The sequence below is a fragment of the Paenibacillus sp. Y951 genome (assembly GCF_056786395.1).
On record NZ_JBXCIY010000001.1, the window covers coordinates 337,309 to 363,667 of the forward strand.

At 38.2% G+C, this 26,359-nt stretch carries 24 protein-coding genes and 1 riboswitch; of the genes, 15 read left to right on the forward strand and 9 right to left on the reverse strand.

Features of this window, described 5'->3' with window-relative positions; all coding sequences use genetic code 11:
* Positions 1-75: 75 nt before the first annotated feature.
* The gene (locus AC1TPB_RS01800) at positions 76-1,314 is read right to left on the reverse strand and encodes a copper amine oxidase N-terminal domain-containing protein (protein WP_482074911.1); all 1,239 of its coding nucleotides are present in this window, start codon (positions 1,312-1,314) and stop codon (positions 76-78) included.
* 618 nt (positions 1,315-1,932) lie between these two features.
* Between AC1TPB_RS01800 and AC1TPB_RS01805 the strand changes: the two genes are divergently transcribed.
* The 7 genes from AC1TPB_RS01805 (at position 1,933) to AC1TPB_RS01835 (ending at position 12,704) form a co-directional block, all read left to right on the forward strand.
* Positions 1,933-3,090 (forward strand): YecA family protein, encoded by a 1,158-nt coding sequence (locus AC1TPB_RS01805; protein WP_482074912.1) that lies wholly within the window; start codon positions 1,933-1,935, stop codon positions 3,088-3,090.
* 50 nt (positions 3,091-3,140) lie between these two features.
* Positions 3,141-3,335, forward strand: a riboswitch (cobalamin riboswitch).
* A gap of 140 nt (positions 3,336-3,475) precedes the next feature.
* A complete protein-coding gene (locus AC1TPB_RS01810) occupies positions 3,476-7,468 on the forward strand; it encodes an S-layer homology domain-containing protein (protein ID WP_482074913.1) in 3,993 nt (1,330 codons plus the stop codon).
* Positions 7,469-7,537: 69 nt separating this feature from the next.
* Positions 7,538-8,497 carry a DUF4430 domain-containing protein gene (locus AC1TPB_RS01815; protein ID WP_482063444.1) on the forward strand — a complete coding sequence of 320 codons (960 nt, stop codon included), beginning with the start codon at positions 7,538-7,540 and terminating at the stop codon, positions 8,495-8,497.
* Positions 8,494-9,387, forward strand: a complete 894-nt coding sequence (locus tag AC1TPB_RS01820; protein WP_482074914.1) for an energy-coupling factor transporter transmembrane component T — start codon at positions 8,494-8,496, stop codon at positions 9,385-9,387. Before AC1TPB_RS01815 ends, AC1TPB_RS01820 begins: the two co-directional genes overlap by 4 nt.
* A complete protein-coding gene (locus AC1TPB_RS01825; RefSeq protein ID WP_482074915.1) occupies positions 9,360-11,030 on the forward strand; it encodes an ABC transporter ATP-binding protein in 1,671 nt (556 codons plus the stop codon). Before AC1TPB_RS01820 ends, AC1TPB_RS01825 begins: the two co-directional genes overlap by 28 nt.
* The gene (locus tag AC1TPB_RS01830; protein ID WP_482074916.1) at positions 11,012-11,737 is read left to right on the forward strand and encodes an ECF transporter S component; all 726 of its coding nucleotides are present in this window, start codon (positions 11,012-11,014) and stop codon (positions 11,735-11,737) included. Before AC1TPB_RS01825 ends, AC1TPB_RS01830 begins: the two co-directional genes overlap by 19 nt.
* Before the next feature lie 136 nt (positions 11,738-11,873).
* On the forward strand, positions 11,874-12,704 hold the full coding sequence (locus AC1TPB_RS01835; RefSeq protein WP_482074917.1) for a flagellin N-terminal helical domain-containing protein: 831 nt from the start codon (positions 11,874-11,876) through the stop codon (positions 12,702-12,704).
* A gap of 63 nt (positions 12,705-12,767) precedes the next feature.
* Here AC1TPB_RS01835 and AC1TPB_RS01840 read toward each other — a convergent pair whose 3' ends face one another.
* On the reverse strand, positions 12,768-13,028 hold the full coding sequence (locus tag AC1TPB_RS01840) for a hypothetical protein (RefSeq protein ID WP_482074918.1): 261 nt from the start codon (positions 13,026-13,028) through the stop codon (positions 12,768-12,770).
* Between the two features lie 232 nt (positions 13,029-13,260).
* On the opposite strand from AC1TPB_RS01840, the gene AC1TPB_RS01845 reads away from it, so the two are divergent.
* The 6 genes from AC1TPB_RS01845 to AC1TPB_RS01870 all read left to right on the forward strand — a co-directional run bounded on the left by AC1TPB_RS01845 (position 13,261) and on the right by AC1TPB_RS01870 (position 18,259).
* Positions 13,261-13,506: a hypothetical protein gene (locus tag AC1TPB_RS01845; protein ID WP_482074919.1), complete on the forward strand. Its 246-nt coding sequence runs from the start codon at positions 13,261-13,263 to the stop codon at positions 13,504-13,506.
* Positions 13,499-13,885, forward strand: a complete 387-nt coding sequence (locus AC1TPB_RS01850) for a hypothetical protein (RefSeq protein ID WP_482074920.1) — start codon at positions 13,499-13,501, stop codon at positions 13,883-13,885. The genes AC1TPB_RS01845 and AC1TPB_RS01850 overlap by 8 nt, the downstream gene beginning before the upstream one ends.
* A 405-nt stretch (positions 13,886-14,290) precedes the next feature.
* Entirely contained in the window at positions 14,291-15,271 is a 981-nt protein-coding gene (locus tag AC1TPB_RS01855) for a ring-cleaving dioxygenase (RefSeq protein WP_482074921.1), read from the forward strand.
* 9 nt (positions 15,272-15,280) lie between these two features.
* Positions 15,281-15,880: an NADPH-dependent FMN reductase gene (locus AC1TPB_RS01860; protein WP_482063452.1), complete on the forward strand. Its 600-nt coding sequence runs from the start codon at positions 15,281-15,283 to the stop codon at positions 15,878-15,880.
* Positions 15,881-16,073: 193 nt separating this feature from the next.
* Positions 16,074-16,973 carry a LysR family transcriptional regulator gene (locus AC1TPB_RS01865; protein WP_482063453.1) on the forward strand — a complete coding sequence of 300 codons (900 nt, stop codon included), beginning with the start codon at positions 16,074-16,076 and terminating at the stop codon, positions 16,971-16,973.
* Positions 16,974-17,140: 167 nt separating this feature from the next.
* Positions 17,141-18,259, forward strand: a complete 1,119-nt coding sequence (locus tag AC1TPB_RS01870; RefSeq protein ID WP_482074922.1) for a 5-methyltetrahydropteroyltriglutamate--homocysteine S-methyltransferase — start codon at positions 17,141-17,143, stop codon at positions 18,257-18,259.
* Between the two features lie 111 nt (positions 18,260-18,370).
* On the opposite strand, the gene AC1TPB_RS01875 is transcribed toward AC1TPB_RS01870, so the two are convergent.
* The 4 genes from AC1TPB_RS01875 to AC1TPB_RS01890 all read right to left on the reverse strand — a co-directional run bounded on the left by AC1TPB_RS01875 (position 18,371) and on the right by AC1TPB_RS01890 (position 22,776).
* Complete coding sequence (locus tag AC1TPB_RS01875) at positions 18,371-18,556, reverse strand: YjzC family protein (RefSeq protein WP_482063455.1); 186 nt, start codon at positions 18,554-18,556, stop codon at positions 18,371-18,373.
* A gap of 205 nt (positions 18,557-18,761) precedes the next feature.
* Positions 18,762-19,154: a hypothetical protein gene (locus AC1TPB_RS01880; protein ID WP_482074923.1), complete on the reverse strand. Its 393-nt coding sequence runs from the start codon at positions 19,152-19,154 to the stop codon at positions 18,762-18,764.
* Positions 19,155-19,220: 66 nt separating this feature from the next.
* Positions 19,221-21,053: an ABC transporter ATP-binding protein gene (locus AC1TPB_RS01885; RefSeq protein WP_482074924.1), complete on the reverse strand. Its 1,833-nt coding sequence runs from the start codon at positions 21,051-21,053 to the stop codon at positions 19,221-19,223.
* On the reverse strand, positions 21,046-22,776 hold the full coding sequence (locus AC1TPB_RS01890; RefSeq protein ID WP_482074925.1) for an ABC transporter ATP-binding protein: 1,731 nt from the start codon (positions 22,774-22,776) through the stop codon (positions 21,046-21,048). The genes AC1TPB_RS01885 and AC1TPB_RS01890 overlap by 8 nt, the downstream gene beginning before the upstream one ends.
* Before the next feature lie 260 nt (positions 22,777-23,036).
* On the opposite strand from AC1TPB_RS01890, the gene AC1TPB_RS01895 reads away from it, so the two are divergent.
* Positions 23,037-23,321 carry a DUF6509 family protein gene (locus AC1TPB_RS01895; protein ID WP_482063459.1) on the forward strand — a complete coding sequence of 95 codons (285 nt, stop codon included), beginning with the start codon at positions 23,037-23,039 and terminating at the stop codon, positions 23,319-23,321.
* 318 nt (positions 23,322-23,639) lie between these two features.
* On the opposite strand, the gene AC1TPB_RS01900 is transcribed toward AC1TPB_RS01895, so the two are convergent.
* Both AC1TPB_RS01900 and AC1TPB_RS01905 read right to left on the reverse strand, forming a co-directional pair.
* On the reverse strand, positions 23,640-23,801 hold the full coding sequence (locus tag AC1TPB_RS01900) for a hypothetical protein (protein ID WP_482063460.1): 162 nt from the start codon (positions 23,799-23,801) through the stop codon (positions 23,640-23,642).
* 87 nt (positions 23,802-23,888) lie between these two features.
* Positions 23,889-24,191: a DUF2627 domain-containing protein gene (locus tag AC1TPB_RS01905; RefSeq protein WP_482074926.1), complete on the reverse strand. Its 303-nt coding sequence runs from the start codon at positions 24,189-24,191 to the stop codon at positions 23,889-23,891.
* Between the two features lie 287 nt (positions 24,192-24,478).
* Between AC1TPB_RS01905 and lpdA the strand changes: the two genes are divergently transcribed.
* Positions 24,479-25,903, forward strand: coding sequence for a dihydrolipoyl dehydrogenase (lpdA, locus tag AC1TPB_RS01910; RefSeq protein ID WP_482074927.1), 1,425 nt, complete (start codon positions 24,479-24,481; stop codon positions 25,901-25,903).
* Here the strand turns inward: lpdA and AC1TPB_RS01915 are convergent.
* Complete coding sequence (locus AC1TPB_RS01915) at positions 25,869-26,096, reverse strand: hypothetical protein (RefSeq protein ID WP_482074928.1); 228 nt, start codon at positions 26,094-26,096, stop codon at positions 25,869-25,871. The two genes, lpdA and AC1TPB_RS01915, sit on opposite strands and share 35 nt — an antisense overlap.
* Between the last annotated feature and the right edge of the window lie 263 nt (positions 26,097-26,359).

Genomic DNA, 26,359 nt, shown 5'->3' on the forward strand with positions numbered 1-26,359 from the left:
AATGGACACTGGGAGAAAAGCGTCCGTTCTCGGGTTTTTGCATTATAACTAATACTTCAATACAGAAGTCAACTACTACCTTATAATTAAAACGGTTTGTGAAGCATTGTCCCAGTATACTTGTGATCCTAATGCTTCGGCTACAAACCTTATAGGAACCATGGTGCTGCCATTAATAATAGCAGGCTCAACAGATAGAGTTACTTGCTCCCCGTCAATATAGGCGAGCTTGGAACCGATTTGAAGAGTAATTTCTTTGCTGCTTCTAGTTGCAGTTACCGTACTTGTTTTCTGATTCCACTTAATGTCAGCTCCTAAAGCTTCGAAAATATCTCTCATAGGAACACTAACACTGCCCTTTTTCAATACAGGCGGTTGTTTGACTGCCAGTCCTTGTCCATCAATGGTAACCATAATGCCGTCGCGCTTTTTAATTTCATTCTTTCCTGTTTCGTCATAAAACTTAAGATCGACTCTGTTAGCACTTTTATCATTGACTACCATTTTCAGATCATAAGTAGAATTGCTGAATGCAAAGCTTGATTTTGTTAGAATGTCTAATTCTTTTCCATTGACGGTGAACGGAGTTACTTTGGACATGATCTGCTGCGACTTGTCACCATTCTTTAAAACGGAAGTGACGATGAGTTTTCCATCTTTTATGTATGTTCCATAATCAACCAAATAGGTCTGATCATCAACGAGCACGAGAAACTGTACTTTAGCGATATCATTAACGGCTTCAAGTTTAATCTTGTAAATTAGAATAGTTTGATCAAATGCATGACTTCCGGTCCCTCTAACTTCAACGATCTTACCATTTTTATTAATCCCCTTGGCAACTATATTCATTTTTTGTGACATAGGTCCGTTTTTTACAGCGACCACAGCTTCCACATGATCTTTGTGTATAATAGTGGTTTGGGCTAAGATTTTATAAGGTTCTTCAGTCGCTCCTAGAGCCTGAATGTCAACATTGTCGAGCTGCTCTCCGTTGTCCATGGTCAGTTGAAATACGTGCGTATTGCCACCGAATATGTGAGTACTAGTCTGTTTGATTGCGATAATGTTGTCAGATTTATCATAACCAGTAACTAAGAGCGAAACTTTCTCACCTACTTGAACTCGCACGTCAGCGGTTACTTTCATTTTGCCATCGATTATCTTGTAGTCGGAGCGTAATAATTCAACATTTGTTGAGTCGACGTTAGGAGAGGAATTTGCCATTCCAGGTGTCGGATATACCAGCATCAGTAGGACAAATAAAACGATAGTTAGGCTTAATACAATGTTCTTATTTTTGCTTATGATCATTTTGATACTTACCTCCAGTAATTACTAGTTATTAGATATTATTTATAATTGTTACAAAAATCTAATCATTGGTAAATAGAAAGAAAGAACTATTTAATAAATACTTTAATACCGGATATAGAAAAATACGTGTTTATTACAAATACAATTCTATAATTAGAGCAAATTGATCCCTGATTCCGTGACTTTAGACGGAACTAATGAGATTAAAAGACGAAAAAAAGTTACTACTTAGGTCTCCTAAAAAAAGTAAGCAAATCGAAAAGCAAGCGATGGCCTTAGTAAACCAACGTCCACAATTCTGTAACTATCCATTATGAAATTGCTTCAAGTATATTATTTTTTTTGAAAATAGGGTAAGTGCTTAACTTGTTAGGCTAAGCTCCCATCCGAATTGAAGAAGGCTTGGAATGAAGTGTTTGCAACGAAACGGTTTTGTTAATGACGAGAACGCCTTCTTGCTTATCCGCAAGAAAAGGAGCTGCCAAATTGGTAGCAGTAAGTATTGCAAGCACATATAATTTCCTTTCGAAGTTAGTTCTCTTGTTGCTCTAATGCTATAATGTAATATACTTACTTAATAGTACAGAAATAATTCGAATAGATTGAGGGTTGAATATGAAGGAATCATCTGAAGCGGCATTATATCACGCATTGAATATAGAATATGCGATCCATAGTGAAGCTAAGTACAAGCTAGCTGAGCTGTTAACAGAAGTTAAAAAAGACGAGTTAATACAATTTGCGAAGAAAGTAAAACTTGTAGGTTACTCTAAATTGAATAAAGAAAATTTAGCGTCCGCATTAACGCAACATCTTGCAAGTGTTGAATATTTAACAGAAAGTCTAATGTTATCGACGGATCAAGAACTTGAGTTTTGGCAAGCTGTGTACCACAATCCAGAACAATTGACGGTAGAGATTATACCTGGAAAGTATCGCTTCCTTCAAATGCAAGGTATCTTGTATTCATTCTATCATCAAGAGAAGCTTATCTACGTCATCCCTGAAGAGATTAAAGTTCTGTATGATGAGTTAAATTGGAATGAATTAATGAAAGATCGTGAATCAAAGCAGTTAGTTTTACAATATACATTAGCAGCTGCTCATTTGTATGGAACAATTAGTTTACAGGAACTCGTTGATATATATAATGGACACAATGAACAACCGATTTCGATGGAAGAGTTTGAGAATATTGCTAATTACTATTTACAAAGACCTCAAAGCTATGATTGGTACAATGGTCAATTCATTTGTACTTATTTTGAAGAGGACAATATGGAGGAATATGAGGACTTACTTGAGTTAGTGCAGGATAAGCCTAGATATGTGCCGAGCAAAGAGAGCTTCTTAAAGTACGCGGATGATTTGTATTTCGAGATTACTCCTAGCTATAAGCAACTTTATCAGTACTTAGTTGATGAGCTACATGTGAATGTTATGCTAGCTACGGATATTACAGATGATGTACAGCTTGCTTGCTCAATGGAAGAACCGTTAAATGAAATTGTGTTCGAAATTGAGAGAAGAGATATAGTATTCAAAGGCAGGAAGCAAATACAAAAAGTAACGGCGTTGGTCATTGAACTATATAATGATACTAGGCTATGGTCCAATGTTGGATTTACTCCGGCCGAGCTAGCGAGTTTCTCGCAAGAGGTACAATCAAAACCGCCTGTACTATCTCTGGTAGGTCCCTCCAATAAGATTGGTAGAAATGATCCTTGCCCATGTGGTAGTGGCTTGAAATATAAAAAATGCTGTGGAAAGTAATACAATATAACAATGACAAATAGCTAGTTATCAGCTATGATGAACAAATAATTGTATATCCAACGATAGGTGCCGATATTGATCCTTTAAGGATTCGTTATTGGTTAAAAGGGAAGTGGGTGCAAATCCCACGCGGTCCCGCCGCTGTAAAAGAGGAGTTTATGCTTAATGCCACTGGGAAACTGGGAAGGCGGCATAAATGATGAATCTTGAGCCAGAATACCTGCCTATCGTGTCACACCAATTTTTCTACGATGGATAGGAAGGTGTTTATTTTTGCGTGCAAGTGACAACCTATCGCAATTTTAAACCTCTTATCCCATGGTAAGAGGTTTTTTGTTGTGATTAGGATGCAACTAGAGAAGCTTGAGAGGAGTTTTTGGAAGTGAGAAGAAACAAATGGTTAGCATGGTTATTGATTGTCAGTTTGATTTTATCGACATCTATGACCAATGGATCTGTAGCATTGGCAAGTGTTGGTGAAAGTATTGAGGTCGGACAAGTTGAGGTAAGTAATGACGCTATATTAATTAATACAGAGGGTCTATCTGCGGCTATTGATGCAATCGATAATAGTGCGATACAAGCGAAGCTCTTATCGAAATCTTATGTGCTTGAAGCATATGATCAGGCTAATATAGTTCTTAACGATTTGGAAAGTGATCAAGTGAGTGTAGATCTAGCTCAATCTGAACTTGAAGATGCTATATTTCTTGCTAATCAACTAGAACTTAATCTAGCATATATTCTTCGCACAGTAACTAATCCGACGTTTGGTACTGGTGGTGGTGAATGGTCAATCCTTTCACTTGCTAGAGCCAATTATGATGTGCCAGAAGGTTACTATGATATTTATTATGAAAATATCGAGAAAAATGTAGCACAGCTAATGGTTGCCAACAAAGGACTACTACATAAAGTCAAAGGAACAGAACATACCAGATTAATACTTGGTCTTACATCTATAGGAAAAGATATATATGATGTTGCCGGATATGATATTTCATATGCTCTTGCAGACTATAGTTATGTTGTTAAGCAAGGGATTAATGGTCCAATCTTCGCACTTATTGGATTGAATACATATCAGTATCCTTTCCCAATCAATGACTCTGTCGCTGTCCAATCAACTGAGGATATGTTTATTGAATATATTTTGGGTAAAGAGATTAATAAGGATTCAGTTTCCGCTGGTGGATGGGCATTAGGTGGTGCAGTAGCTGATCCTGATATTACAGGGATGGCGATTCAAGCACTAGCTCCATACTATGAAACCAATGCTGAAGTTCGAGAAGTAATAGATCGTGCAGTAATTTGGCTTTCTTCGGCTCAATTAAAGACTGGTGGATATATGACTTGGGGAGCAGAAAATGCAGAGAGCACCGCACAAGTAATTGTTGCGTTAACGGCAATTGGCATTAATCCACATTCTGATGATCGTTTCATTAAAAATGGATTATCAGCAGTCGATGCACTTGTGGAATACACGATTCCTAGCGGAGGATTTAAGCACACACTTACTACTGGTGTTAATGGGATGGCGACAGATCAAGGAACATATGCTTTAGTTGCCTACGAGCGTTTCCTAGAAGGAAAGACTGCGCTATTTGATATGACGGATGTTGTATTGGAAAAAGAGGAAGCTCCTGATACACCTGATACACCTGATGAAGATGATGGTTCTATTAAAGTTCCAGAAGGTAATACGCCTGAAATTAAGATCGCAGATGATGGTAAGCCGTATGAAATTGCTATTACAGCGGATGATAACAATAAAGAGATTACTATTCTAATAGATAGTCAGAAAGTTGACCCTGTTCGTATCAATGTTACTCCTGAATTAGCATTGCCAGCTATTACAGCTACAAAAGGGAATATATCCATTGCAATTGCTAAGGATACAAAAGTCGAAAATAATACGACAAGTTCAATTGAGCTTCTTACGACTGCTACATTCGATGCTGATGCGCTAAGTCAACAGATTAGTACGATTATGGCAGTAAATAAAAAACTCGAAGATATCGCGTATTTTGTTACGATGGGTGGTTCTTCAAAAGTAGAATTTAGCAACTTTGTCACAATGACCTTTACTGGAGCGGCAGGTCAAGAGGCTGCTTATATTCAAGAGAATTCTATTTACCCTATTACGAAATTTGCTACAAAAGCTGAAGGGATAGCGAGTGGCTTATCAGAATTTGCTTATGATCGAGGTAATGATTTAATTATCGAAACGAATCACTTTACACATTTCGTTGCCTACTCTACTGCTACCATTGATCAATCTGGTGGTGGAGGAGATGGAGGGAATTCCAGCAATCCAGGAAACGGTGGAGTTACTACAGCTACAGTAACTTTATCCGTTGATAAATTAACGATCGATAAAGGTTATGTTGTTAGTCCAATTATTGTCGAGCTGCAAACTGGTGATACAGCTTGGTCGGTGTTGAAACGAGTGTTAGATAGTAAGTCTATTGCTTATAACTATCAATGGACAGAAAAATACAACAGCGTCTACATTCAATCTATTGTTGGTGATGGTGAATTTGACCATGGCGAAGGCAGCGGTTGGATGTACAATGTCAACGGGATCTATCCGAATTATGGCGCTAGTCTATATAATCTTCAAGGTGGAGAATCCCTACAATGGCGATATACGACTAATTTGGGTGATGATCTAGGTGTCGATCCATGTGAGTGGGACGACGATAATGCCGCTTGTGATAGAGATGATGATTCTGCCGAAGATGGAGACGATAATTCTACTGAAGGCGGAGCCTCTGGAGATGGTAATAATCAAACAAATGGTAACAATTCAAATACGAATAATGGTAATATCGCTAATTCTGAGACTGACCAGGAGCAAACGAATAAGCCTTCAATTAAAGCACTCTACAGTGATTACAATACAATTTCAGCTTGGGCAGTTGATGCTATTCAGCAAGCAACAAATCAAGACTTTATTCAAGGTAGTAATGGTAAGTTTAATCCGCAATCATCGATAACTAGAGCTGAATTCACTAAAATATTAGTATCACTATTAAATCTCGAAACTGAAGTAGATCAAGCGATAACATTTACCGATGTAGCAAGTAGAGATTGGTTCTATCCTTATATTAATGTAGCTTACAAAAATGGTTTAATTAATGGCTACAACAATAAATTCAATCCGCAAGCAATAATTACACGTGAAGAAATAGCAGTAATTATAGCGAGAGCGTTGGAACTGACTAAGGGTGTCTCTACAAGTTCCATTAAAGATATTGATAAAGTATCAGCTTGGGCTAAGCCAGATGTTGAAGCGGTAGTTGCCTTAGGTTTAATGGTTGGTGACGCAACAGGCTTTAATCCACAAGCAGCAGTGACAAGAGAAATGGCAGCTGTTGTAGCTGTCCGATCTTATTTATATAAGCAGGATACTGCTGCTTATCAAGCATCGCTAGAAGTTACTAATATTAATAATCAGCTTAGAAAAACAGCTTCGTTCTTACAGGCATCTGTAACCGCCCCTGTTATTGCTAGCATTGGCGGCGATTGGACTGTGCTTGGTTTAGCCCGTTCTGGACAGCAAATTGATCCAGCTTATTATGCTAACTATTATGTAAATGTGGTACAGACACTTACAGACAATGCTGGGAAACTTCATAATGTAAAATACACGGAATATGACAGAGTGATCTTAGCACTTACTGCGATTGGAAAAGATATCAAGGATGTAGCTGGCTATGATTTGAGAAAGCCACTTGCTGATTATGAAACAGTAATTAAGCAAGGGATTAATGGTCCAATCTTTGCACTTATTGCTTTGGATAGTAGCAACTATGAAATTCCTGTAGTTGAAGATGTCAAAACGCAAACAACTAGAGAGTTGTTAATTCAATTTATTTTGGATAGGGAAGTATCTGGTGGGGGCTGGGCACTTGGAAGTAAACCTAAGGGTGCAGACCCGGATATTACTGCGATGGCTATTCAAGGTTTGACACCATATTACAAGAGTGATGTGAAAGTGAAAGCTGCAGTAGACCGTGGACTTGCATGGTTATCTCAAGCACAACAATCCGATGGTGGTTATACAAGCTGGAATGCACTGAACTCTGAAAGTATTGCACAAGTGATCGTAGCCTTGACTGGACTTGGAATTAATCCTGATCAAGATTCAAGATTTGTTAAAAATGGTCATTCTGTCGTAGACTCACTATTGGGCTACGCTGCATCTAATGGCGGATTCTATCATGTGAAATCTGATGGAGCAGATAATGGCGGTGCGAAGCCAGGTGAGGTTGATCTAATGGCGACAGATCAAGCTTTCTATGCACTATCTTCCTATGAAAGATACCTTACCGATAAGAACAGACTTTATGATATGACCGATGTAAAATAATACATTTACACAATAAGCAGAGGCGCAATGAAGCGCCTTTGCTTCATTGTTTCATGTGGAGGTTTTAAGATGAATAGAAAGAAATGGGTAACAGCGATTGTAATCGTTAGTATTCTTGCTGCCGCATTTTTCTGGGGAGGAGATTTTCAGAAAAAACCGATAACTACGATTGATCCTCCTACAGATATTGCTAACTTGGCTACCAATAATGAAGAATTCGAATCGACAATTACAGGTGAAGATTCTGAAATGATTGAAGAAGATGAAATAGTTGATGACACTGTAAATTTGGATGACTCCATTGCGATAGAGGATATAGCGAGTGAAAATATTGCGAACACTGGCTCCATAGAGCCAAAATTAACAGATGCGGTTGATAGTGGAACTAAGCAAGGAGTAGAAACTGAGCAACAGGCGAAGTCTGATGAAGTAACTGTGAAACCCACTACTACTCCGAAGGTTAAGCCAACTACAGTACCAGTTGCTACGCCAAAAGCTACTGTAGCACCTCAGGAAAAGGAAAAAGAAAAGTATGAAACGGATCCTATACCAGCTGGAAAACCAAAGCCTGTCGAATGGCAAGATGTTGACATTGACACGGAGAAAGAGCTAACCGTTACATTATCTGTGTCAGCTGCAACGATACTTAATAATCTTAATATTTTCAATGAGGATAAGCTTGAAGTACTTCCGAAGGATGGCAACATATATGCAGCCCGAAAAGTTGTTTTCTATGAAGGTGAATCGGTGTTCGATGTTTTACTGCGAGAGATGAAAGCAAATAAGATTCATATGGAATTCGAGATGACACCCATCTACAACAGTAACTACATTGAAGGAATTAATAATTTATACGAATTCGATTGCGGAGAATTAAGTGGATGGATGTATAAAGTTAATGGATGGTTTCCAAATTACGGAGCTAGTAGATATGCACTACAAGATGGAGACATCGTGGAGTGGGTATACACTTGTGATCTGGGCCGAGATGTTGGAGGCTATGTTGCAGTAGCGGGAGATAAGCAATGAGTAGAGATACATTCTCAACCTATCATCCAATTGTTAATTTCACTTATTTTGCTGCAGTTTTATGCTTTAGTATGATCTTTATGCACCCAATTCTGCAAATTATTGCATTGATAAGTGCCGTGACCTATTCGATCTTGTTGAAGGGGAGAAAAGCAGTCATGTTCAACTTTATCTTTATGCTACCGTTAATGCTATTCATGGCAGTGCTCAATCCAGTCTTTAATCATGAGGGAATTACGATTTTATTTTATCTCAACAATGGAAATCCGATTACAATGGAATCGATTCTGTATGGAGTGGCAATGGCATGTATGTTTATTACAGTAATTATATGGTTTTCTTGCTATAACGCAGTTATGAGTTCTGATAAATTCATATATTTGTTTGGAAAACTGATACCCGCATGGTCACTTATATTGTCGATGGCATTGCGATTTGTACCACGCTATAGAGAGCAACTTATTATCATTTCAAATGCGCAAAAATGTATAGGTAGAGATATTACACAAGGGAATTTAATTCAGAGAGCACGTAATGGACTAACTATTCTTTCGATCATGACCACTTGGGCATTGGAAAATGCTATTGAAACGGCAGATTCTATGAAATCCAGAGGCTATGGATTGCCAGGCAGAACTAGCTTTTCAATTTACCGATTTGATGGCAGGGATAGAAAAGTATTTGGACTTCTTGTGCTATTCATTATCATTATTCTAATTGGAGCATCGTTAGGTGAGAATAGTATTCGTTATTTTCCTTCTATTAAATACGTAGATATTACTGCTATGAGCATAGTTACTTATGGCATTTATTTTATTTTGTGTATGGTACCAGTCATATTGAATATTGCGGAGGAATGGAAATGGAATTATATCGAATCGAACAATTAAGTTTTTCATTTCCAGAAAGTGCGCAAGAAACGCTTTCCAATATTAATTTAACGATCCAAAGTGGAGAGTTTATCGTGATGTGCGGACGGTCAGGTAGTGGGAAAAGCACATTTCTAAGACAATTGAAAACAGTACTTTCGCCGCATGGCAGTCGCAAAGGTGAAATTTATTATTGTGGAACAGCGCTAAGAGAAGTGGGATTTCGTACAGAAGCGTCTGAAATTGGGTTTGTACAACAAAACGTAGATAATGGAATCGTTACGGATAAGGTGTGGCATGAACTTGCTTTTGGACTTGAAAGTTTAGGTTTCGATCAAGCAACGATACGACTTCGTGTTGCGGAGATGGCTAGTTTTTTCGGTATTCAACATTGGTTTCATAAAGATGTATCAGAGCTTTCTGGCGGTCAAAAGCAGTTATTAAATTTAGCTTCTATTATGGCGATGCACCCTTCTATACTAATTCTGGATGAACCAACATCTCAACTTGATCCTATTGCAGCTACCGAATTTTTGACGACATTGAAAAAAATCAATCAGGAGCTAGGAACGACGATTCTAATGACTGAGCATCGTTTGGAGGAGGTTCTTCCATTGGCAGAGCGACTAATTGTCATGGATGAGGGGGAAATTCTACTAGATGATACGCCGCGCAAAGTAGGTCAAGAACTGGCTCAAATGACACATCCTTTATTCACTTCGATGCCTTCCCCAATGCAAATTCACGCTGCTGTTATGAATAACGGAGAAGCGCCTATTACAGTAAAGGAAGGACGACAATGGCTAGATATATTTCTTGTGGGCAAAGATTCCGCTGCTACAGTTCCGCAGGCTGTACATATTAAGCGAAAAGAAGATAAGGTTATCGAGTTTAAAGAGGTATGGTTTAAGTACGATAAGACTGGACCGGACGTTATCAAAGATTTATCTTTTTCAGTGAGCAAGGGAGAGTTTTACTGTATCGTAGGTGGCAATGGTGCAGGTAAAACGTCAACGTTATCACTCATCAGCCGTATTCATACGCCATATCGAGGGGATATATGGCTTAGTGGTCAGAGGTTGAAAAGCTGGAGCAGTACGGAGTTATTTACTAATCATTTAGGAATATTACCGCAAAATCCGCAGACCTTGTTTGTCAAAAAAACTGTAGAGCTAGATCTCTATGAAATGTTGAAAGGGACTTCACTTAGCCTTGAGCAAAAGCAACTGAAGATTCGGGAGATTGTTCAGTTTGCGGAGCTGGAGCCACTACTGAATAGACATCCGTATGATTTGAGTGGGGGAGAACAGCAACGTGCTGCCTTAGCTAAAGTACTTCTATTAGAACCAACGATTCTGTTACTGGATGAGCCTACGAAAGGACTTGATGGTTACTTTAAAGAGAAGCTGGCGCAATTTTTAATAGCTTTGAATAAGCGAGGCATTACAATTGTGATGGTTTCTCATGATATTGAGTTTTGTGCACGCTATGGCGAGACATGTACCATGTTTTTCGATGGAAATATGATTACTACGAATCAAACTAAACGATTTTTTGCTGGGAATAGTTTTTATACAACAGTGGCCAATCGAATGTGTCGTCATATTTGGCAAGAAGCAGTCACCATTGAGGATGTGATTACACGATGTCGCAGCATCAGTTAACTAAGCAGCGCTTAAGTAGAAGGACATGGCTATCTGCAATTCTCATCTTAATTGTAATACCTGTAACGATTGCGATCGGTATTTTTATATTAGACGATCGAAAATACTATTTTATTAGTTTACTTATTATTTTGTATTCGATGCTACCATTTCTAATGGTATTCGAGAAACGTAAGCCGGAGGCAAGAGAGCTTATCGTCATTGCGGTGCTCGTAGCTATTGCTGTTGCGGGAAGGGCGGTCTTCTTTATGGTACCTCAATTTAAGCCAGTGGTAGCAATCGTTATTATAGCTGCTGTGTGCCTTGGTGCTGAAGCGGGATTTCTCGTTGGTGTTACTGCGGGATTTGTCTCGAATATCTTCTTTGGGCAAGGTCCTTGGACACCGTGGCAAATGTTTTGCTTTGGTATTATTGGATTTATTGCAGGTCATCTATTTCAAAAGGGGTGGCTGAAAAGATCGAAGCTTTCACTCTGTATATTTGGCGGATTAGCAACATTTATTATTTACGGTGGTATTATTAATATAGGATCACTGCTTATGTTTACTTCACAATTCTCATGGCCAGCATTATTAGCTACCTATATTTCTGGATTTTGGTTTGATATGATCCATGCCATAGCTACAGTTATATTTTTAATGGTATTGTCCAAGCCGATGATCGAGAAGCTAGAACGAATTAAAGTGAAGTATGGTTTAGTGGAGTAGTTTTTCACTTGAATTTGTATTAAATATTTACTTGAATAGCTTATTATTATATGTTAGTTGACTTATTGTGTAATTAGGTTAATTTCATTATAATGGAAGAAGAGGAATACAAATATCTAGAGGGAGGGTTATATTCATGTATATTAGAACGAATATTATGGCAATGAATGTTCTCAACAATCTTTACGCTCATAATAATCAAATTTCTAAAGCTATGGAGAGACTTTCTACTGGATATCGTATTAATCGAGCAGCTGATGATGCAGCTGGCCTTGCTATTTCTGAAAACATGAGGTTTCAAATTAATGGTCTTAATCAAGCATCTAGAAATATACAAGATGGAATTTCTTTAATTCAAACTGCCGAAGGTGCGACGCAGGAAATTCATGCGATGCTGCAAAGAATGAATGTACTAGCGAATCAGTCTGCTAATGGTACTTATTCGGATTCGGATCGAGCAAAACTTCAATTGGAATTTTCGCAATTACAGGAAGAAATTAATGCTATAGCTGAAAAAAGTAATTTTAATGGAATTAAGCTACTTAACGGTGATTTGTCATTATCTGGCCAGGGGCTAAGGATACAGGCAGGTTCGGGTGCTGATGATCATATCATTTTTGATATGCCGAATATTAGAGATGCAATGATCAGAATAGCTGGACTCGATATTTCTACAGCCGCAGGTGCAAGCGGGGCGTTAGCTTCCTTGGAAGAAGCTGTTGATGATGTGTCAACTGGGCGTGCAAAGCTCGGTGCTTATCAAAATCGATTGGAGCATAGATATAATAGTGTAGTAAATATGTCTATAAATTTAAGTGCTGCTGAATCTAGAATTAGAGACGCTGACATGGCCCAGGAAATGATGAATCTTGTACGATCACAAATGTTAGCCCAGGTTAGTATTTCTATGCTAGCACAAGCTAATATGATGCCAAGAAATTTATTGAAATTATTAGAGAGTTTATAATAAGTAGGCTATAGCAGTTAACTCAGCTATAGCCTGTTTTGATATCATAATCCTCGAATGACATTAGCTCAATATTCCTTTAATTTTATTAACTTGAAACCATTCGCCGTCAATTCGAATGCTACCCCCGATAATATCGATATCCTCAATCACTCCAATCAGTCGTAAGTCTTCATATTCGTCAAATAATTGAAGTTCGATCATTGCATGTTGCGATTTTGAAACAATAATTTCTTGTAGTAACTGATCGTAGTTAGCGTTGTAAGTAGTAATGGTCGTGCGACGATGTTGATTAGCCGCTCCGAAAGTAATGTGCTCATTCATTCCGATCACCTCATACGTAATTATATACGAACATTTGTTCTGTATCAATTGTTTGAGGAAAAAATATAATTAATATGGAAACTACTGGAACAACAGGTTACACTATTCATATTAGTTATTGAAGAATCTGCAAATGCTCGCAATTTAAACATGTAGATAGGAGAGACCGATGTAAGTAGGATGTACCAAAAGCGATTGCTTACAATCATCACCGTATAAAGGAGCCAAACGTATGGGTATCAAGCCGAATTTCTCGAAATTTGAAAGTGAGTCTGCGGAAGAGAAAGAGCTAGCCTATGACAAATTTGTAGCTGCACAAAAAATACGCGAAACGATTAGTAAAATAATTAAACCAATCTGGCTTGGATTAGTAATATTGATGGGAGTAGCAATTCTAACAAGTATTATTATTTTAATCTCAGGCATTCCACAAACCATTGATAAAAAGCTCACTGCAGTTCAATTTTCGGATGAATGATGAAATGATCGTCGAAAATACGACAATCACGATTAAAGGAAAGTACTATAAAAGATGGTTCTCCGACTACAGATTTGAAGGTTCATTTATCGTTGATAATTACGAGTTTACAAAAATTTATAATTCAAACAATAAAATAGTTTTCCAAGAGAATGATCATGGTTTATTCAGTTATCTCTATTACTCTTCAAGTATAGGGGGAAAACCGAGAATAGAATTTTTGGGGACAATTAAAATGTCTGGTGATTTTGAAAATATAAGCATCAATATATTAGAACCAAGAGATAGTGATAGCAAATCGACGAAAGACTTATGGATAGCTGCACCAGCAAGCTCAAGGGAAGAAGCGTTAACGATATGGGATGAATTACAATACTAATGCTGTTGAACACTACAGATGGAATTACCAGTAACGATCTGATCGTTACTGGTAATTAGATTTAAGAGCGGTTTAACAGTGTTTTAATTAGGGTAGGCGGAAATTAGTCAGTATTAAATAAACATAAAAAAAGTTTGACAGCGCAAATTACTCATGGTATTATTATCTCAAGTTAAAGATATTTAATTTTGAGATATAGACAATTCACAGTATTATTGGATCGATGTATTTCTGATAGCATAGATGTGATGTACATCAAAGAACAAATGTATGTCGGTAAGTAGTTGGATGAAGCGATGACGTATATCTTTCACTTATATCTTTAATTAAAGATATATCATCATTTACATTCCTATTGAGCATCCTAATATCAATATATAAAAGGACAAAGAGAGGGAGATACTAATGGTAAATGAATTAAAAGGTATACATCATGTTACTGCAATTACGAGTAGCGCAGAGAAAAATTATGAATTTTTCACTTACGTACTTGGTATGAGACTTGTTAAAAAGACAGTTAACCAAGACGATATTAAAACGTATCATTTATTTTTTGCTGATGATAAAGGTTCTGCTGGAACGGATATGACATTCTTTGACTTCCCGAATATTGCTAAAGGCGTACATGGGACGAATGAAATTTCCAAAACGTCCTTCCGAGTACCAACAGATGCTGCATTGCAATATTGGGTGAAACGTTTTGACCGACTTAAGGTTGAACATAGTGGAATTCAAGAACAATTTGGCAAGAAGACATTATCTTTCGTCGATTTTGATGATCAGCAGTATCAGCTTATTTCAGATGAGCATAATAGTGGAGTTGCTTCGGGTACACCATGGCAAAAAGGTCCGATCCCACTAGAGCATGCAATTACTGGACTCGGTCCAATCTTTATCCGAATCGCTAACTTCGAATATTTTAAGGAAATGTTGGAAAAAGTAATGTTGTTCCGTGAAATAGCTCAAGAGGGCAGTTATTATCTATTTGAAGGCGGTCAAGGTGGTAATGGTGCGCAGATCATAGTTGAGCACAATGATAGCTTACCACCAGCTCGTCAAGGTTATGGTACGGTACATCATGCAGCTTTCCGAGTTGAAGATCGTGCGGTATTGGATGAGTGGACAGCACGTTTTGAGAGATTTGGGTTTAATACTTCGGGTTATGTTAATCGACATTTCTTCGAATCTTTATATACAAGAGTTGCACCACAAATTTTGTTTGAGCTTGCAACCGATGGGCCTGGCTTTATGGGAGATGAGGAATATGAGACAGTTGGTGAAAAATTATCACTACCACCATTCCTTGAACCTAAGCGTGAGCAAATTGAGAAGCAAGTTAGACCTATAAATACGGTAAGAAGTACAATTGAATTTACTAAGGAGTAAAGAAAAATCATGGGGTTTTTAAGTAATCTATTTGGCACAAACAAAAAAGAAGAAAATAATGGAGGTATTCAAATGTTGAAAATTGGTATCGTTCTAGGTAGTACTCGTGAAGGTCGTGTAAGTCCACAGGTTGGTGAATGGGTAAAAAGCATAGCAGACAAACGTAATGATGCCCAATACGAAATTATCGATATCGCTGATTTCAAATTACCGCTACTTGGTGAAGCAGGCGGCGACGCATCAGGAGCAGGCGAATGGTCCGCTCGCATTAAAGATTGCGATGGCTTCGTATTTATTGTACAAGAATACAATCACTCGATTACTGGCGCTTTGAAAAATGCATTAGATTATCTTCGTGAAGAGTGGAATAACAAAGCTGCTGGTATTGTATCGTATGGTTCTGTAGGTGGGGCGCGTGCAGCTGAGCATTTACGCGGTATTCTTGGTGAACTATTAGTTGCTGATGTTCGTGTACATCCAGCATTATCACTATTCACTGATTTCGAAAATGGCACAGTATTCAAACCAAAAGAAGTTCAAGCGGATTCGGTGAATCAAATGCTTGATCAAGTTATTTCTTGGTCTACTGCGCTAAAAACTATTCGCTAATTGAATAAAGTATAATTGGCTTAATAGTCATAAACCAGCATGTGCTCATTGCATATGCTGGTTTTTTGACTTTGCAATGAAATGAAATAATTTAACTACCTATAATGATGATACGTTTTCTATGATGCAAGTACTAGTCAATATGATCGTGTTTCGTTATGATGAAGTTATATCATGTTCGTAGGAGGCAATAATGACTCTTCAGCAATTGAAGTACGTGCTAGAAATTAATAAACGAGGCTCGATGAATGAAGCGGCTAGATTTCTCTTCATTTCACAACCAAGTCTCTCCAATGCGATCAAAGAGCTTGAAAATGAACTAAGTATTACGATTTTTGAGCGTACCAATAAAGGAATATCGTTAACACAAGAGGGTATTGAATTTTTGAGCTATGCTCGTCAAGTTGTTGAGCAAGCCGAGCTATTAGAAAATCGTTACTTGAATGCAGCTCCATCTCCGCAACATTTCTCTGTATCTACTCAGCATTACGCTTTTGCGGTCAATGCTTTTGTACAGCTAGTGCAAGAGCATGGACAATTGCAATATGAACTAGCACTACGCGAGACAAGAACGTATGATATTATCGATGATGTGAAGTCGATGCGCAGCGAGATTGGCATATTATTTCTTAATGATTTCAACAGAAAGGTTATTTCGAAATTACTTCGTGAAGGTAGATTACTTTTTCACCGCTTATTTATTGCGAAGCCGCATGTATTTATTAGCGTCAATAATCCTTTGGCTAAGCAAGCGTCGGTAACAATGGAAGATCTTGAGGAATATCCGTATCTAAGCTTTGAACAAGGAGAATATAATTCATTCTATTTTTCCGAGGAAATATTAAGCACCGTTTCTCGTCCCAAAAGTATTAAAGTAACTGACAGAGCGACTTTATTCAATTTGCTTATCGGTCTAAATGGGTACACGATTTCATCGGGTGTATTAAGTAAAGACCTCAACGGAAATGAGATTATACCTGTACCGCTTGATATTGATGATAATATTGAAATTGGTTGGATTGCACATAAAAATGTGAGTTTATCACATTTAGCGGAATTCTATATTGAAGCATTGCACCAGCATATCGAATAAATGCTTAACTTTTTAATTGATATAGCTTAAAACTATATCTAGACATAGGTTATTGGCTTTACATATACGGAGCTTGGCTATGTTAATCTTAATTCAACGACTAAGAGAACAGCGGCTTCTAGCATATAAGACTAGAAAATGATCCGCCTTCAGAGGAGAGATTATTTATGTGCACAACTCAGCAATCACCATTCAAAAATGATGTTGTAGGTAGCTTCCTACGACCAGGAATATTAAAGCAAGCTCGTCAGCAATTTCTTGACGGGGCAATTACAGATGAGCAACTGAAAGCTATAGAAGATCAAGAGATTATTAATTTAGTAGCGAAGCAAAAAGAAGTTGGCCTACAAGCAGTAACCGATGGGGAATTCAGACGTTCATGGTGGCATCTTGACTTTATGTGGGGATTAGACGGCGTTGAGAAAGCGGCTGTTCCTCAAGGTTATGTATTTCATGGCGTAGAATCTCGTCCAGAAACGGCGCGCGTATCTGGTAAAATCGGATTTAGCTCGCATCCATTCATTAATGATTTCAAATTTTTGCAAGAGGTTGCAGGTGATAATGCAGTTGCTCGACAAACGATCCCTGCTCCAGCGCAGTTATTGCTTGAGCTGCAACGCTTTGAAAATCAAGCAGCATTGCAACAGTTCTATCCTAATTTCGATGAGCTATTGCATGATATTGCTAACGCTTATCAAGGATTTATTAAAGCGCTCTATGAAGCGGGATGCCGTAGCTTGCAAATTGATGATTGCACTTGGGGAATGCTTTGTGATGAATCGTTCATTACTGCTAGAGAAGCAGAAGGTATATTTGTTGGAGATATTGGTAAAGTATATGCTGGACTGAACAAGAAAGCAGTAGCTAATTTGCCAGATGATCTAGTTATTACTTCTCATGTGTGCCGTGGTAATTATAAATCCACTTGGGCTGGTGCAGGTAGTTACGATCCAGTAGCCAATACATTATTCAGTATTACCGATTACGATGCATTTTATCTTGAATTTGATACAGACAGATCAGGTACATTTGAGCCGTTGAAGCATGTCCAAGGACAAAAAATCGTGCTTGGTCTTATATCTTCCAAAATTGGTGAGCTAGAAGAGAAAGAAGCGATTATTGCTCGTATTCATGAGGCTGCACAATACGTTCCTCTTGATCAGCTTTGCCTAAGTCCACAATGTGGCTTCGCATCTACTGAAGAAGGTAATATTATATCAGAAGAGCAACAATGGAATAAGCTGAAATTCATTAAAGAGATTTCTGAAGAAGTATGGGGTAAGTAAGTTTCATTCGAAAAAATCTCTAAAATAATGCTGCCTCTTCAGAAAATGAGAAGGCAGCTTTTTCATGCGAAAATAATTATTTCATCGATAGGCTACTATGCTACAAACGTTTTAATTTCTCTCCTTCTTTGACCACTTTCGATTGTGGTTTGAAGTGTTTGGAAATGTGTCTCCAGCAGACAATGATATCTGCTGTGGGTTTTTAACTCCCATAACGTGGTTCTTTTCTCCGATTTCGATATAATGAGCGGTATTTGGCGCCTTCTCACCTGCACTGAATACTGTTTTTTCTCCCATACATTTTCACCTCCACATAAGTATCGTTAGTATGAACAGTTGTAGGATGGAATATGTACTATGCGGAAGATCAAGTTTGGCCAAGGGAGTTGGAAGTGCATATTGCTTTAGAATATTTATTTTTAGCATGAACAAGGTAACTTTGTATGGATAAAATTATTTTATAAGGTGATGGCTGTGGCATGGGTATCATTCTTATCTAATTTCACTCTGTTGTTCCAACAAGAAAATTCCGAATTGAAATCGTTAAGTTTTCATCAGTAATATAGTTCTTTTTCTTAAACCAATTAGGAGAGAAGGCCATCTTGAGCTTCTCTCCTTCAAATAGTTCTACTGCATAACTAAACCCATCACGCTCTGCTTGATCAGAATCAAGTATGAATACCTCTTCCTTGATCGCTTCTAGCAAAGAAACAATATGTTCAACATCCTCATAGGTCTTTGATTCGCCAGTACTACCATCCAAAATCTCAATTCTATCTACATTCAAAATGTTCCCCGGATAGAGCTCACTTATCGTTTTCGGATTGTTATTTCCGCCGAAGCAACCCGTGCAAAGAATACAGATGAGTAACAAACCAATTATCATTTTTTGCATATATTCACACACCTCAAAAATCACGACATTTTCCTATTTGACGAATCGTAGAAGGGAATGTTGCACTTAACCATTACGCTTGAATTGACTATTATATAGATCGTGGTAGAAGCCATGCTCCGCAAGTAATTCATCATGACTACCACGTTCAATGATCGAACCATCTTTAATAACTAATATTTGATCGGCATCACGAATGGTACTAAGACGATGGGCAATGACAAAGCTCGTTCGACCCGCCATCAACTTCTTCATCGCAGCTTGGATATGCATCTCTGTTCTTGTATCGATACTACTTGTAGCCTCATCCAGTATGAGAATAGCAGGATTAGCAAGAACAGCTCTAGCAATGGTTAGTAGCTGTCGTTGACCTTGACTAATATTACTGCCTCCACTTGTTAGCATCGTATCATATCCAGCAGGTAATTCTTTGATGTATCGATGTGCGTTGGCAATCTTCGCTGCTTGTTCTACTTCCTCATCGGTAGCATCTAAGCGACCATAGCGAATATTTTCTCGAATACTTTCAGAGTATACATATGCATCTTGGAGCACGATGCCGAGTTGACTACGCAATTCATCTTTCTCATATTGACTTAATTCATGACCGTCAATCCATATATGCCCTTGTTGGATGTCGTAAAATCTAGTTAGTACGTTAATGATCGTTGTTTTTCCTGCTCCTGTCGGTCCAACCAGAGCGATCGTCTGTCCTGGCTTTGCATGAAGCGATATATTTTTCAAAATCGGAGTATCTGCTTTATATCCAAAGTGAACATTTTCGAATCTTACATCACCAACGATTGGTTTTCTCGATTGATGCATCGGCGCATCGCCGTATTCATCTTCCATATCTATCACTTCGAAGACACGCTCTGCACCAGCAACAGCGGATTGCACCATATTGAATTGATTGGCAAGATCATTAATTGGACGTTGAAATTGCTTAGAATAATTAACGAAGGCAACGATAATTCCTACTGATGTATACTCGCGGAATACCATCCAGCCACCAACAGCTGCGATAAGTGTGAAGCTAGTATGATTTAATACATTCATCGTAGGCCCAATTAAACCTGAGTATATTTGGGCAGAAATACTGCTTTTCGTTAATGTACTGTTTAGCTTGTTGAAATGTTCTTCTGCAACTTGTTCTCTAGCATACACTTGGACAACTTTTTGACCAGAAATCGTTTCTTCAATATAACTATTCAATTCACCAAGCTTTTTCTGTTGTGCAGAGAACTGTTTGCGAGTATAGCCGGCTACATACTTAGTGAATAACATAACGACTGGAATCGTGACCATACTGAGCAACGTTAACCATACATTAAGGTACAGCATAATTGCTAACGACCCAATTAATGAAATAACGCTAGATAGTAATTGTGTAGTCGTAGAATTCAACGTTACCGATACATTCTCAACATCATTCGTCGTGCGGCTCATAAGTTCACCGTGTGTGCGACTGTCGAAGAAAGAAATAGGCAATTTTTGCATCGCATTGAAAATAGATTGACGCATATCTCTTACCGTTAACAGTGATACTTTAACCATCATATGTTGTTGGATCCATGCCGTTAGCGAGACACTAATATAGACAATGAGTAAAAGTATCGCGCACTGAACAAGACCATTCCAATTACGAGGGATAATGTAATCGTCAATCGCAACGCCTAGCAGATAAGGTGCTGCAAGGGAAAGTAACGTCGTTACGATTGTCGCAATAACAACGATGATTAGACCGCTACGATTCATAGATAGATAATTCCATATTCGCTTCAACGTAGACCATGTATTTTTCGGTTTCACTTTCTTCATACCGATATGGCCTTGAGATCCGCCGCGCATACTAAAGTCTGGAGTTGAAGGGGGTGGTGTGCTCGTTGACTTACTCATAGCTAACCTCCTCCTGTCCAAGTTGCGATTGATAGATTTCACGATATTGAGGGGAGTGAATGAATAATTGTTCATGTTTCCCTTGAGCAATTATTTCTCCATGCTCCATTACAAAGATCTGGTCAGCATCAATGACAGAACTGATTTTCTGAGCGACGATAAATGTAGTTCGACCTTGCATAAGTTGACGTAGTGCAGCTTGAATATATCCTTCTGTACGAGTGTCAATTGCACTTGTACTGTCATCTAGTAGCAAGATGGCAGGCTTCATTAATAAAGCTCTCGCAATTGAGATCCGTTGCTTCTGTCCACCTGATAGATTGACGCCACGTTGTCCAATCAACGTATCGTAACCATCTTTCATCGTTACGATAAATTCATCAGCTTGAGCCGCCATTGCTGCATCGATTATCTCTTGCTCGGAAGCTTCTGGTCGTCCATAGCATATATTTTCACGAATAGTACCAGAGAACAGAATCGTTTCTTGCAATACCATTGCAGTTTGTGATCGAAGACTCGCGAATGAATAATTTTTTACGTCAATCCCATCAATTAGAATCTGACCTTCTGACACATCATATAGCCTTGGTATTAGTTGAAGTAAAGTCGATTTACCTGACCCCGTTGCGCCGATAATAGCAATCTTTTGACCTGCTTCTACTTTACAATTAATATGTCGTAACGTATCACTAATTTGATCTGATCTATAGCGGAAGGACACGTTATGATACTCGACTTGCCCGATAATTTTACGATCCTGTGTCGTATTTTCGATAAGATCTGATTCGGTATTCAACACTTCTAACACACGATCTGCACTAATCTTCGCACTACTTACACGAACGAGATGCATTGCTACGGATGATACAGCAAATAGCACCTGTGTCACATAATTAATGAAAGCTACTAAGCTACCAACTTCGAATGAGTCATTAATCACATCTTTACCGCCTAATAATAATACGGCGATTACACTGACGTTCAAGATCATCGATAATATCGGAGCATTAATAGATACAAGCCGTTGTGCTTTAACAGAATGAGTAGTGAAATCATCATTTGCTTTTCCGAAGCGATCTTTCTCGTATTGACGTCTAACGAAAGCTTTGGAAACGCGCATACCAGCTAAATTCTCTTGTAATACCGTATTAATTCGATCAAGTCTCATTTGTACCTTTGTGAACAGCGGTAACGTCCCGCGAATGATGAAGAACATAACGATGAACAGGATAGGGACGGAAATAGCGACAATGATTGCTAGTTTCGGACTAATGAAAATCGTCATAACAATACTGCCGACCATCAACAACGGCGAGCGGACAAGTACTCGTAATAGCATTTGAACAACATTTTGTAATTGAACAATATCATTTGTTAATCGTGTAATAAGTGAGCCTGCTTCTAATTGATCAATATTACGAAATGAAAATTTTTGAACATGATGAAATACATCCTGCCTCAAGTCTTGACCAAAGCGCATCGAAGCATAAGAAGCAAAGATGGTACAACCAACACCTCCGACTAATCCTATAATGGCTGCGGCAATCATATAAAGTCCGGTTTGCAAAATATGTGATTGTGAACCTGCCATAATGCCGTCATCAATGATCGTCGCCATAAATAATGGCTGAAGCAAGTCCATACTAACTTCCAGTATCATAAATAATGGAGCTAATATGGCTGTGGCCCAGTGAGGACGAATGTATTTGAATAATTGTTTCATATAACACCTCAGTATCTTTCATCAAATATGTATGCTGCTTTACAACGACAAACTTAATTGTACTGTAATTCTATAGTGTAGGTATAGTATGTTTTCATATTGTCGTTATTGAGCCCAATGAAGATTTGTTATAGCAAAATGAGACAGTACAATACGACGTATAACACGGATTCTCGAATAAAATGATGTAGTGATGGCATATGTTACACTCTAATGCTATAATCAGTATTACGCTAAGTTGAAACAAGAGGAGATAACCTATGTTTAAAATTAAAGAGTTTACTGTAGAAACGATTGCTGATCCGTTCAAAATTTTGGTGGGAGATCGCTACGAATTTATTATGGATCTTGAAGTAGAAGAAGATGATGAACTGTTCCATGATGAAGGAGTTATTCTTCGTGTCATATATGTTGTTGATGAAGGTACAGAGAAAATCGTAAAACACGAGTTCCAGACCGGAGACGCAGGCAAGTATATTGATTTTGAGATGGAAGATGATGAACTTGAGATGGTAGCTGCTTTTTGTAAAGTGAACTTCTCTTAAGATCAGATGAAAAAGGCTTAAAACTGTTGCACGTCAAACGTGCTGTAGTTTTAAGCCTTTTTGTTTCGAATCGTAAGCTTTAGGGGGAGTTCAAAACATTAAATGCTTAGAACAACACGTGTATAACGTTTAAAATCATCCAAATGGTTTTCGATGATTGCCTTCAAAATTTCCGCGCGTTGTTCATTGAGTGATAGATAAAGCGACAATGCTTTCCATCATTCTTATTAGCCAAAGAAGCCTCTTTTATTCTACATGTTCTCCAATAGAACTACATTACCTTTTTTTAAAAAATACAAAAAAAATAGACAATTCGATTTAATACTCGAATCGTCTATTTAAGTGAACATTTTGTCCATACTTCTCAACTAATTGCTCAAATTGTTGCTCGATGAAATGTGTTAATTCTCTTAGCTTGGAAGTCATCGGTCGTAATGTATCAACTTTAGCTCCATCTACAATTACATCAAATACGATCATTCATATCACCTGCCTCTTTACTAGCATAATATTAGTATAGAGTAGGTTTGTTACAGGAATATTAAAGCTATATCAATTTAATGTTAATTATTGTGCTGATTTTGTAGGCTTAGGTGGTTTTTCACGTTTTACTTTGAATCGCGTAGCGACATAATTGCGTTTGCGATCACGGAAAAATGTCCAACCTGCAATAAATCCTGTACCAGCAAGGAACATAATTAGTCCTAAAATGAATTTCCAAAATTGAAATGAAGGGTCGGCCCCATCTATGCCAAAGGAAACGAAATAATCATATAATGAATCCTTTACTTTCAAAAATCCAAAACAAGCAATTAATCCAGGAATAACAAGCATAAACATAGCTATAATACGTTGCGCAGTTAATTTCATAATTATCTCCTAAAACAGTTCGTATTGTTAAATGCAATCTGTACATTATATTACCACATAACGTCACCAACGGTATAGTGAATACGTTTACGATGATTTCTGAAGCGAAAAGATGTACAATAAGATATACTAAGCAATTACATATGGTTCAGTTTTAGAAAAAAGCAACTTAATATAGTTGCTTGTAAATACGTTATTGTGCTGACAAACGTCACTTGGGACTTTAATTGAAAAAGGATATTTTATAAGTATGTGCATTTATTGATAGAAATGATGGGGGTATATTAATGAGTATTCAAGTAGATGTTGCAATTCTCGGTGGTGGACCAGGTGGATATACTGCCGCTATTCGCGCGGCTCAAATGGGGAAATCCGTAGCTATCGTAGAAATGGATAAGGTAGGTGGGACGTGTCTGCATAGAGGCTGTATCCCAAGTAAAGCTTTACTTCGAAGCGCAGAAGTATATCGGACATTGTTGAATAGTTCGGACTTTGGTATAGATGTCAGTACAGATTTCTCAACGTTTCAATTCAATAATGTGCAACTTAAAAAAGAAGAGAAGGTAGAGCAATTATTTAAAGGACTGCAGGGTCTCATAAAACGTCATGGTATTCAAGTGATTAAAGGTAAAGGCCGTGTCGTGGGCCCTTCTATTTTCTCGCCACGCAGTGGAACTCTTGCTGTTGAATTATCAGATGGAGAAATGGAATCTGTTGTAAGTCAGAATCTTATTATTGCGACTGGATCTATTCCGCGTAATCTGCCTGGTCTTGAAGCAGATGGAGTTACCATACTGAATAGTGACCAAGCTTTAGTGATGGACAAGCTACCTGAAAGTATGCTGATTGTCGGTGGTGGCGTCATCGGTGTAGAGTGGGCATCATTATTGAATGACTTTGGCGTTCAAGTAACGATTGTAGAGCTTGGTTCTCGTCTATTGCCGGGTGAGGATACAGAAATCTCGATGGAGATGACGAGATTGCTGGATAAGCGTGGTATTCGAACAATTACGGGTGTACAGCTTGATGTATCTTCCTATACAGTGAGGGAGAATGATTTCTCAATTACAGCAAAAACAGCAGAAGGTAATGTCTTGCTAGAGGCTAATCAAATGCTTGTCTCTGTTGGTAGAATTGCCAATTGCCATGATATTGGCTTAGAAAATACGGATGTTAAGATCAAAAAAGATTTAATAGTTGTTAATGATTATGGTCAAACGAGTGAGCCGCATATTTATGCGATTGGTGATTGCATTGGCGGTGTTCAGCTTGCCCATGCTGCGTCACATGAAGGATTGACAGCAGTAAATCATATCGCTGGGCGCCAAGTTAATCTTGTGGCAGCTCATCTTATCCCGCGTTGCATCTATTCATCGCCAGAGGTTGCTTCGTATGGCTATACAGAAGCGGCGGCGGTCGCTGCTGGATATGAGATTAAGAAAGCTAAAGTTCCATTTGCTGCACTTGGTAAAGCTATTGTAGCGGGACATCCATCAGGATTTGTTAAAGTTATTGCTGATAAGAGTTCAGATGACATTCTCGGCGTTCATATTATTGGCGAACATGCAACGGAGCTTATTTCTGAAGCGGCGTTAGCAGGTTGGTTGAATGCAGCGCCGTGGGAAGTGGGGGCGGTTGTACATCCGCATCCAACCCTATCAGAAGCAATTGCAGAAGCTATGCTGGCGGTGGCTCAAATTGATCACCTGTGATCACGATGATTATGCTAACGTAGCGTAGTCGGCGGCGAATATGCCCTCCATCGAAAGCCAAGCATATGCTTCCGATGTATGTTTCTTGCAGAAACATTGAATGTGCTCGTGTACCAATAGCAACTACTAGTGCTACTCGTTTTCGCTGTAGTGCATCTTCTTGGTGCTGACAGGCGACAATTTGAGTTTCCATTATAAGTCTCGTGCTTTGTTCGCTTGTGCACACAAATGTACACGTTGCTGGGTAATGCTTGCGGTAAGACTTTATTATAAGCTTCGGGCCTATGGTCGCTTGTGTACTCAAGTGTACACATTGCTTAGTGTTGTTAGGAGTGTTTGGTGTCACTCATAGATGTCACTGAACTTTTGTTATAAATGTCACATGTTATTTTTGAAAAGATAAGAGTATAATAGATATATGACGTGGTATTAGTACCAGGTTACAATTTATAAAGA

Excerpts from the sequence above, each read along its gene's own strand:
- AC1TPB_RS01800 (WP_482074911.1), bottom strand. The coding sequence starts at position 1,314 with ATGATCATAAGCAAAAATAAGAACATTGTATTAAGCCTAACTATCGTT.
- AC1TPB_RS01805 (WP_482074912.1), top strand. The coding sequence starts at position 1,933 with ATGAAGGAATCATCTGAAGCGGCATTATATCACGCATTGAATATAGAA.
- AC1TPB_RS01815 (WP_482063444.1), top strand. The coding sequence starts at position 7,538 with ATGAATAGAAAGAAATGGGTAACAGCGATTGTAATCGTTAGTATTCTT.
- AC1TPB_RS01820 (WP_482074914.1), top strand. The coding sequence starts at position 8,494 with ATGAGTAGAGATACATTCTCAACCTATCATCCAATTGTTAATTTCACT.
- AC1TPB_RS01825 (WP_482074915.1), top strand. The coding sequence starts at position 9,360 with ATGGAATTATATCGAATCGAACAATTAAGTTTTTCATTTCCAGAAAGT.
- AC1TPB_RS01830 (WP_482074916.1), top strand. The coding sequence starts at position 11,012 with ATGTCGCAGCATCAGTTAACTAAGCAGCGCTTAAGTAGAAGGACATGG.
- AC1TPB_RS01835 (WP_482074917.1), top strand. The coding sequence starts at position 11,874 with ATGTATATTAGAACGAATATTATGGCAATGAATGTTCTCAACAATCTT.
- AC1TPB_RS01840 (WP_482074918.1), bottom strand. The coding sequence starts at position 13,028 with ATGAATGAGCACATTACTTTCGGAGCGGCTAATCAACATCGTCGCACG.
- AC1TPB_RS01845 (WP_482074919.1), top strand. The coding sequence starts at position 13,261 with ATGGGTATCAAGCCGAATTTCTCGAAATTTGAAAGTGAGTCTGCGGAA.
- AC1TPB_RS01850 (WP_482074920.1), top strand. The coding sequence starts at position 13,499 with ATGAATGATGAAATGATCGTCGAAAATACGACAATCACGATTAAAGGA.
- AC1TPB_RS01855 (WP_482074921.1), top strand. The coding sequence starts at position 14,291 with ATGGTAAATGAATTAAAAGGTATACATCATGTTACTGCAATTACGAGT.
- AC1TPB_RS01860 (WP_482063452.1), top strand. The coding sequence starts at position 15,281 with ATGGGGTTTTTAAGTAATCTATTTGGCACAAACAAAAAAGAAGAAAAT.
- AC1TPB_RS01865 (WP_482063453.1), top strand. The coding sequence starts at position 16,074 with ATGACTCTTCAGCAATTGAAGTACGTGCTAGAAATTAATAAACGAGGC.
- AC1TPB_RS01870 (WP_482074922.1), top strand. The coding sequence starts at position 17,141 with ATGTGCACAACTCAGCAATCACCATTCAAAAATGATGTTGTAGGTAGC.
- AC1TPB_RS01875 (WP_482063455.1), bottom strand. The coding sequence starts at position 18,556 with ATGGGAGAAAAAACAGTATTCAGTGCAGGTGAGAAGGCGCCAAATACC.
- AC1TPB_RS01880 (WP_482074923.1), bottom strand. The coding sequence starts at position 19,154 with ATGCAAAAAATGATAATTGGTTTGTTACTCATCTGTATTCTTTGCACG.
- AC1TPB_RS01885 (WP_482074924.1), bottom strand. The coding sequence starts at position 21,053 with ATGAGTAAGTCAACGAGCACACCACCCCCTTCAACTCCAGACTTTAGT.
- AC1TPB_RS01890 (WP_482074925.1), bottom strand. The coding sequence starts at position 22,776 with ATGAAACAATTATTCAAATACATTCGTCCTCACTGGGCCACAGCCATA.
- AC1TPB_RS01895 (WP_482063459.1), top strand. The coding sequence starts at position 23,037 with ATGTTTAAAATTAAAGAGTTTACTGTAGAAACGATTGCTGATCCGTTC.
- AC1TPB_RS01900 (WP_482063460.1), bottom strand. The coding sequence starts at position 23,801 with ATGATCGTATTTGATGTAATTGTAGATGGAGCTAAAGTTGATACATTA.
- AC1TPB_RS01905 (WP_482074926.1), bottom strand. The coding sequence starts at position 24,191 with ATGAAATTAACTGCGCAACGTATTATAGCTATGTTTATGCTTGTTATT.
- lpdA (WP_482074927.1), top strand. The coding sequence starts at position 24,479 with ATGAGTATTCAAGTAGATGTTGCAATTCTCGGTGGTGGACCAGGTGGA.
- AC1TPB_RS01915 (WP_482074928.1), bottom strand. The coding sequence starts at position 26,096 with ATGGAAACTCAAATTGTCGCCTGTCAGCACCAAGAAGATGCACTACAG.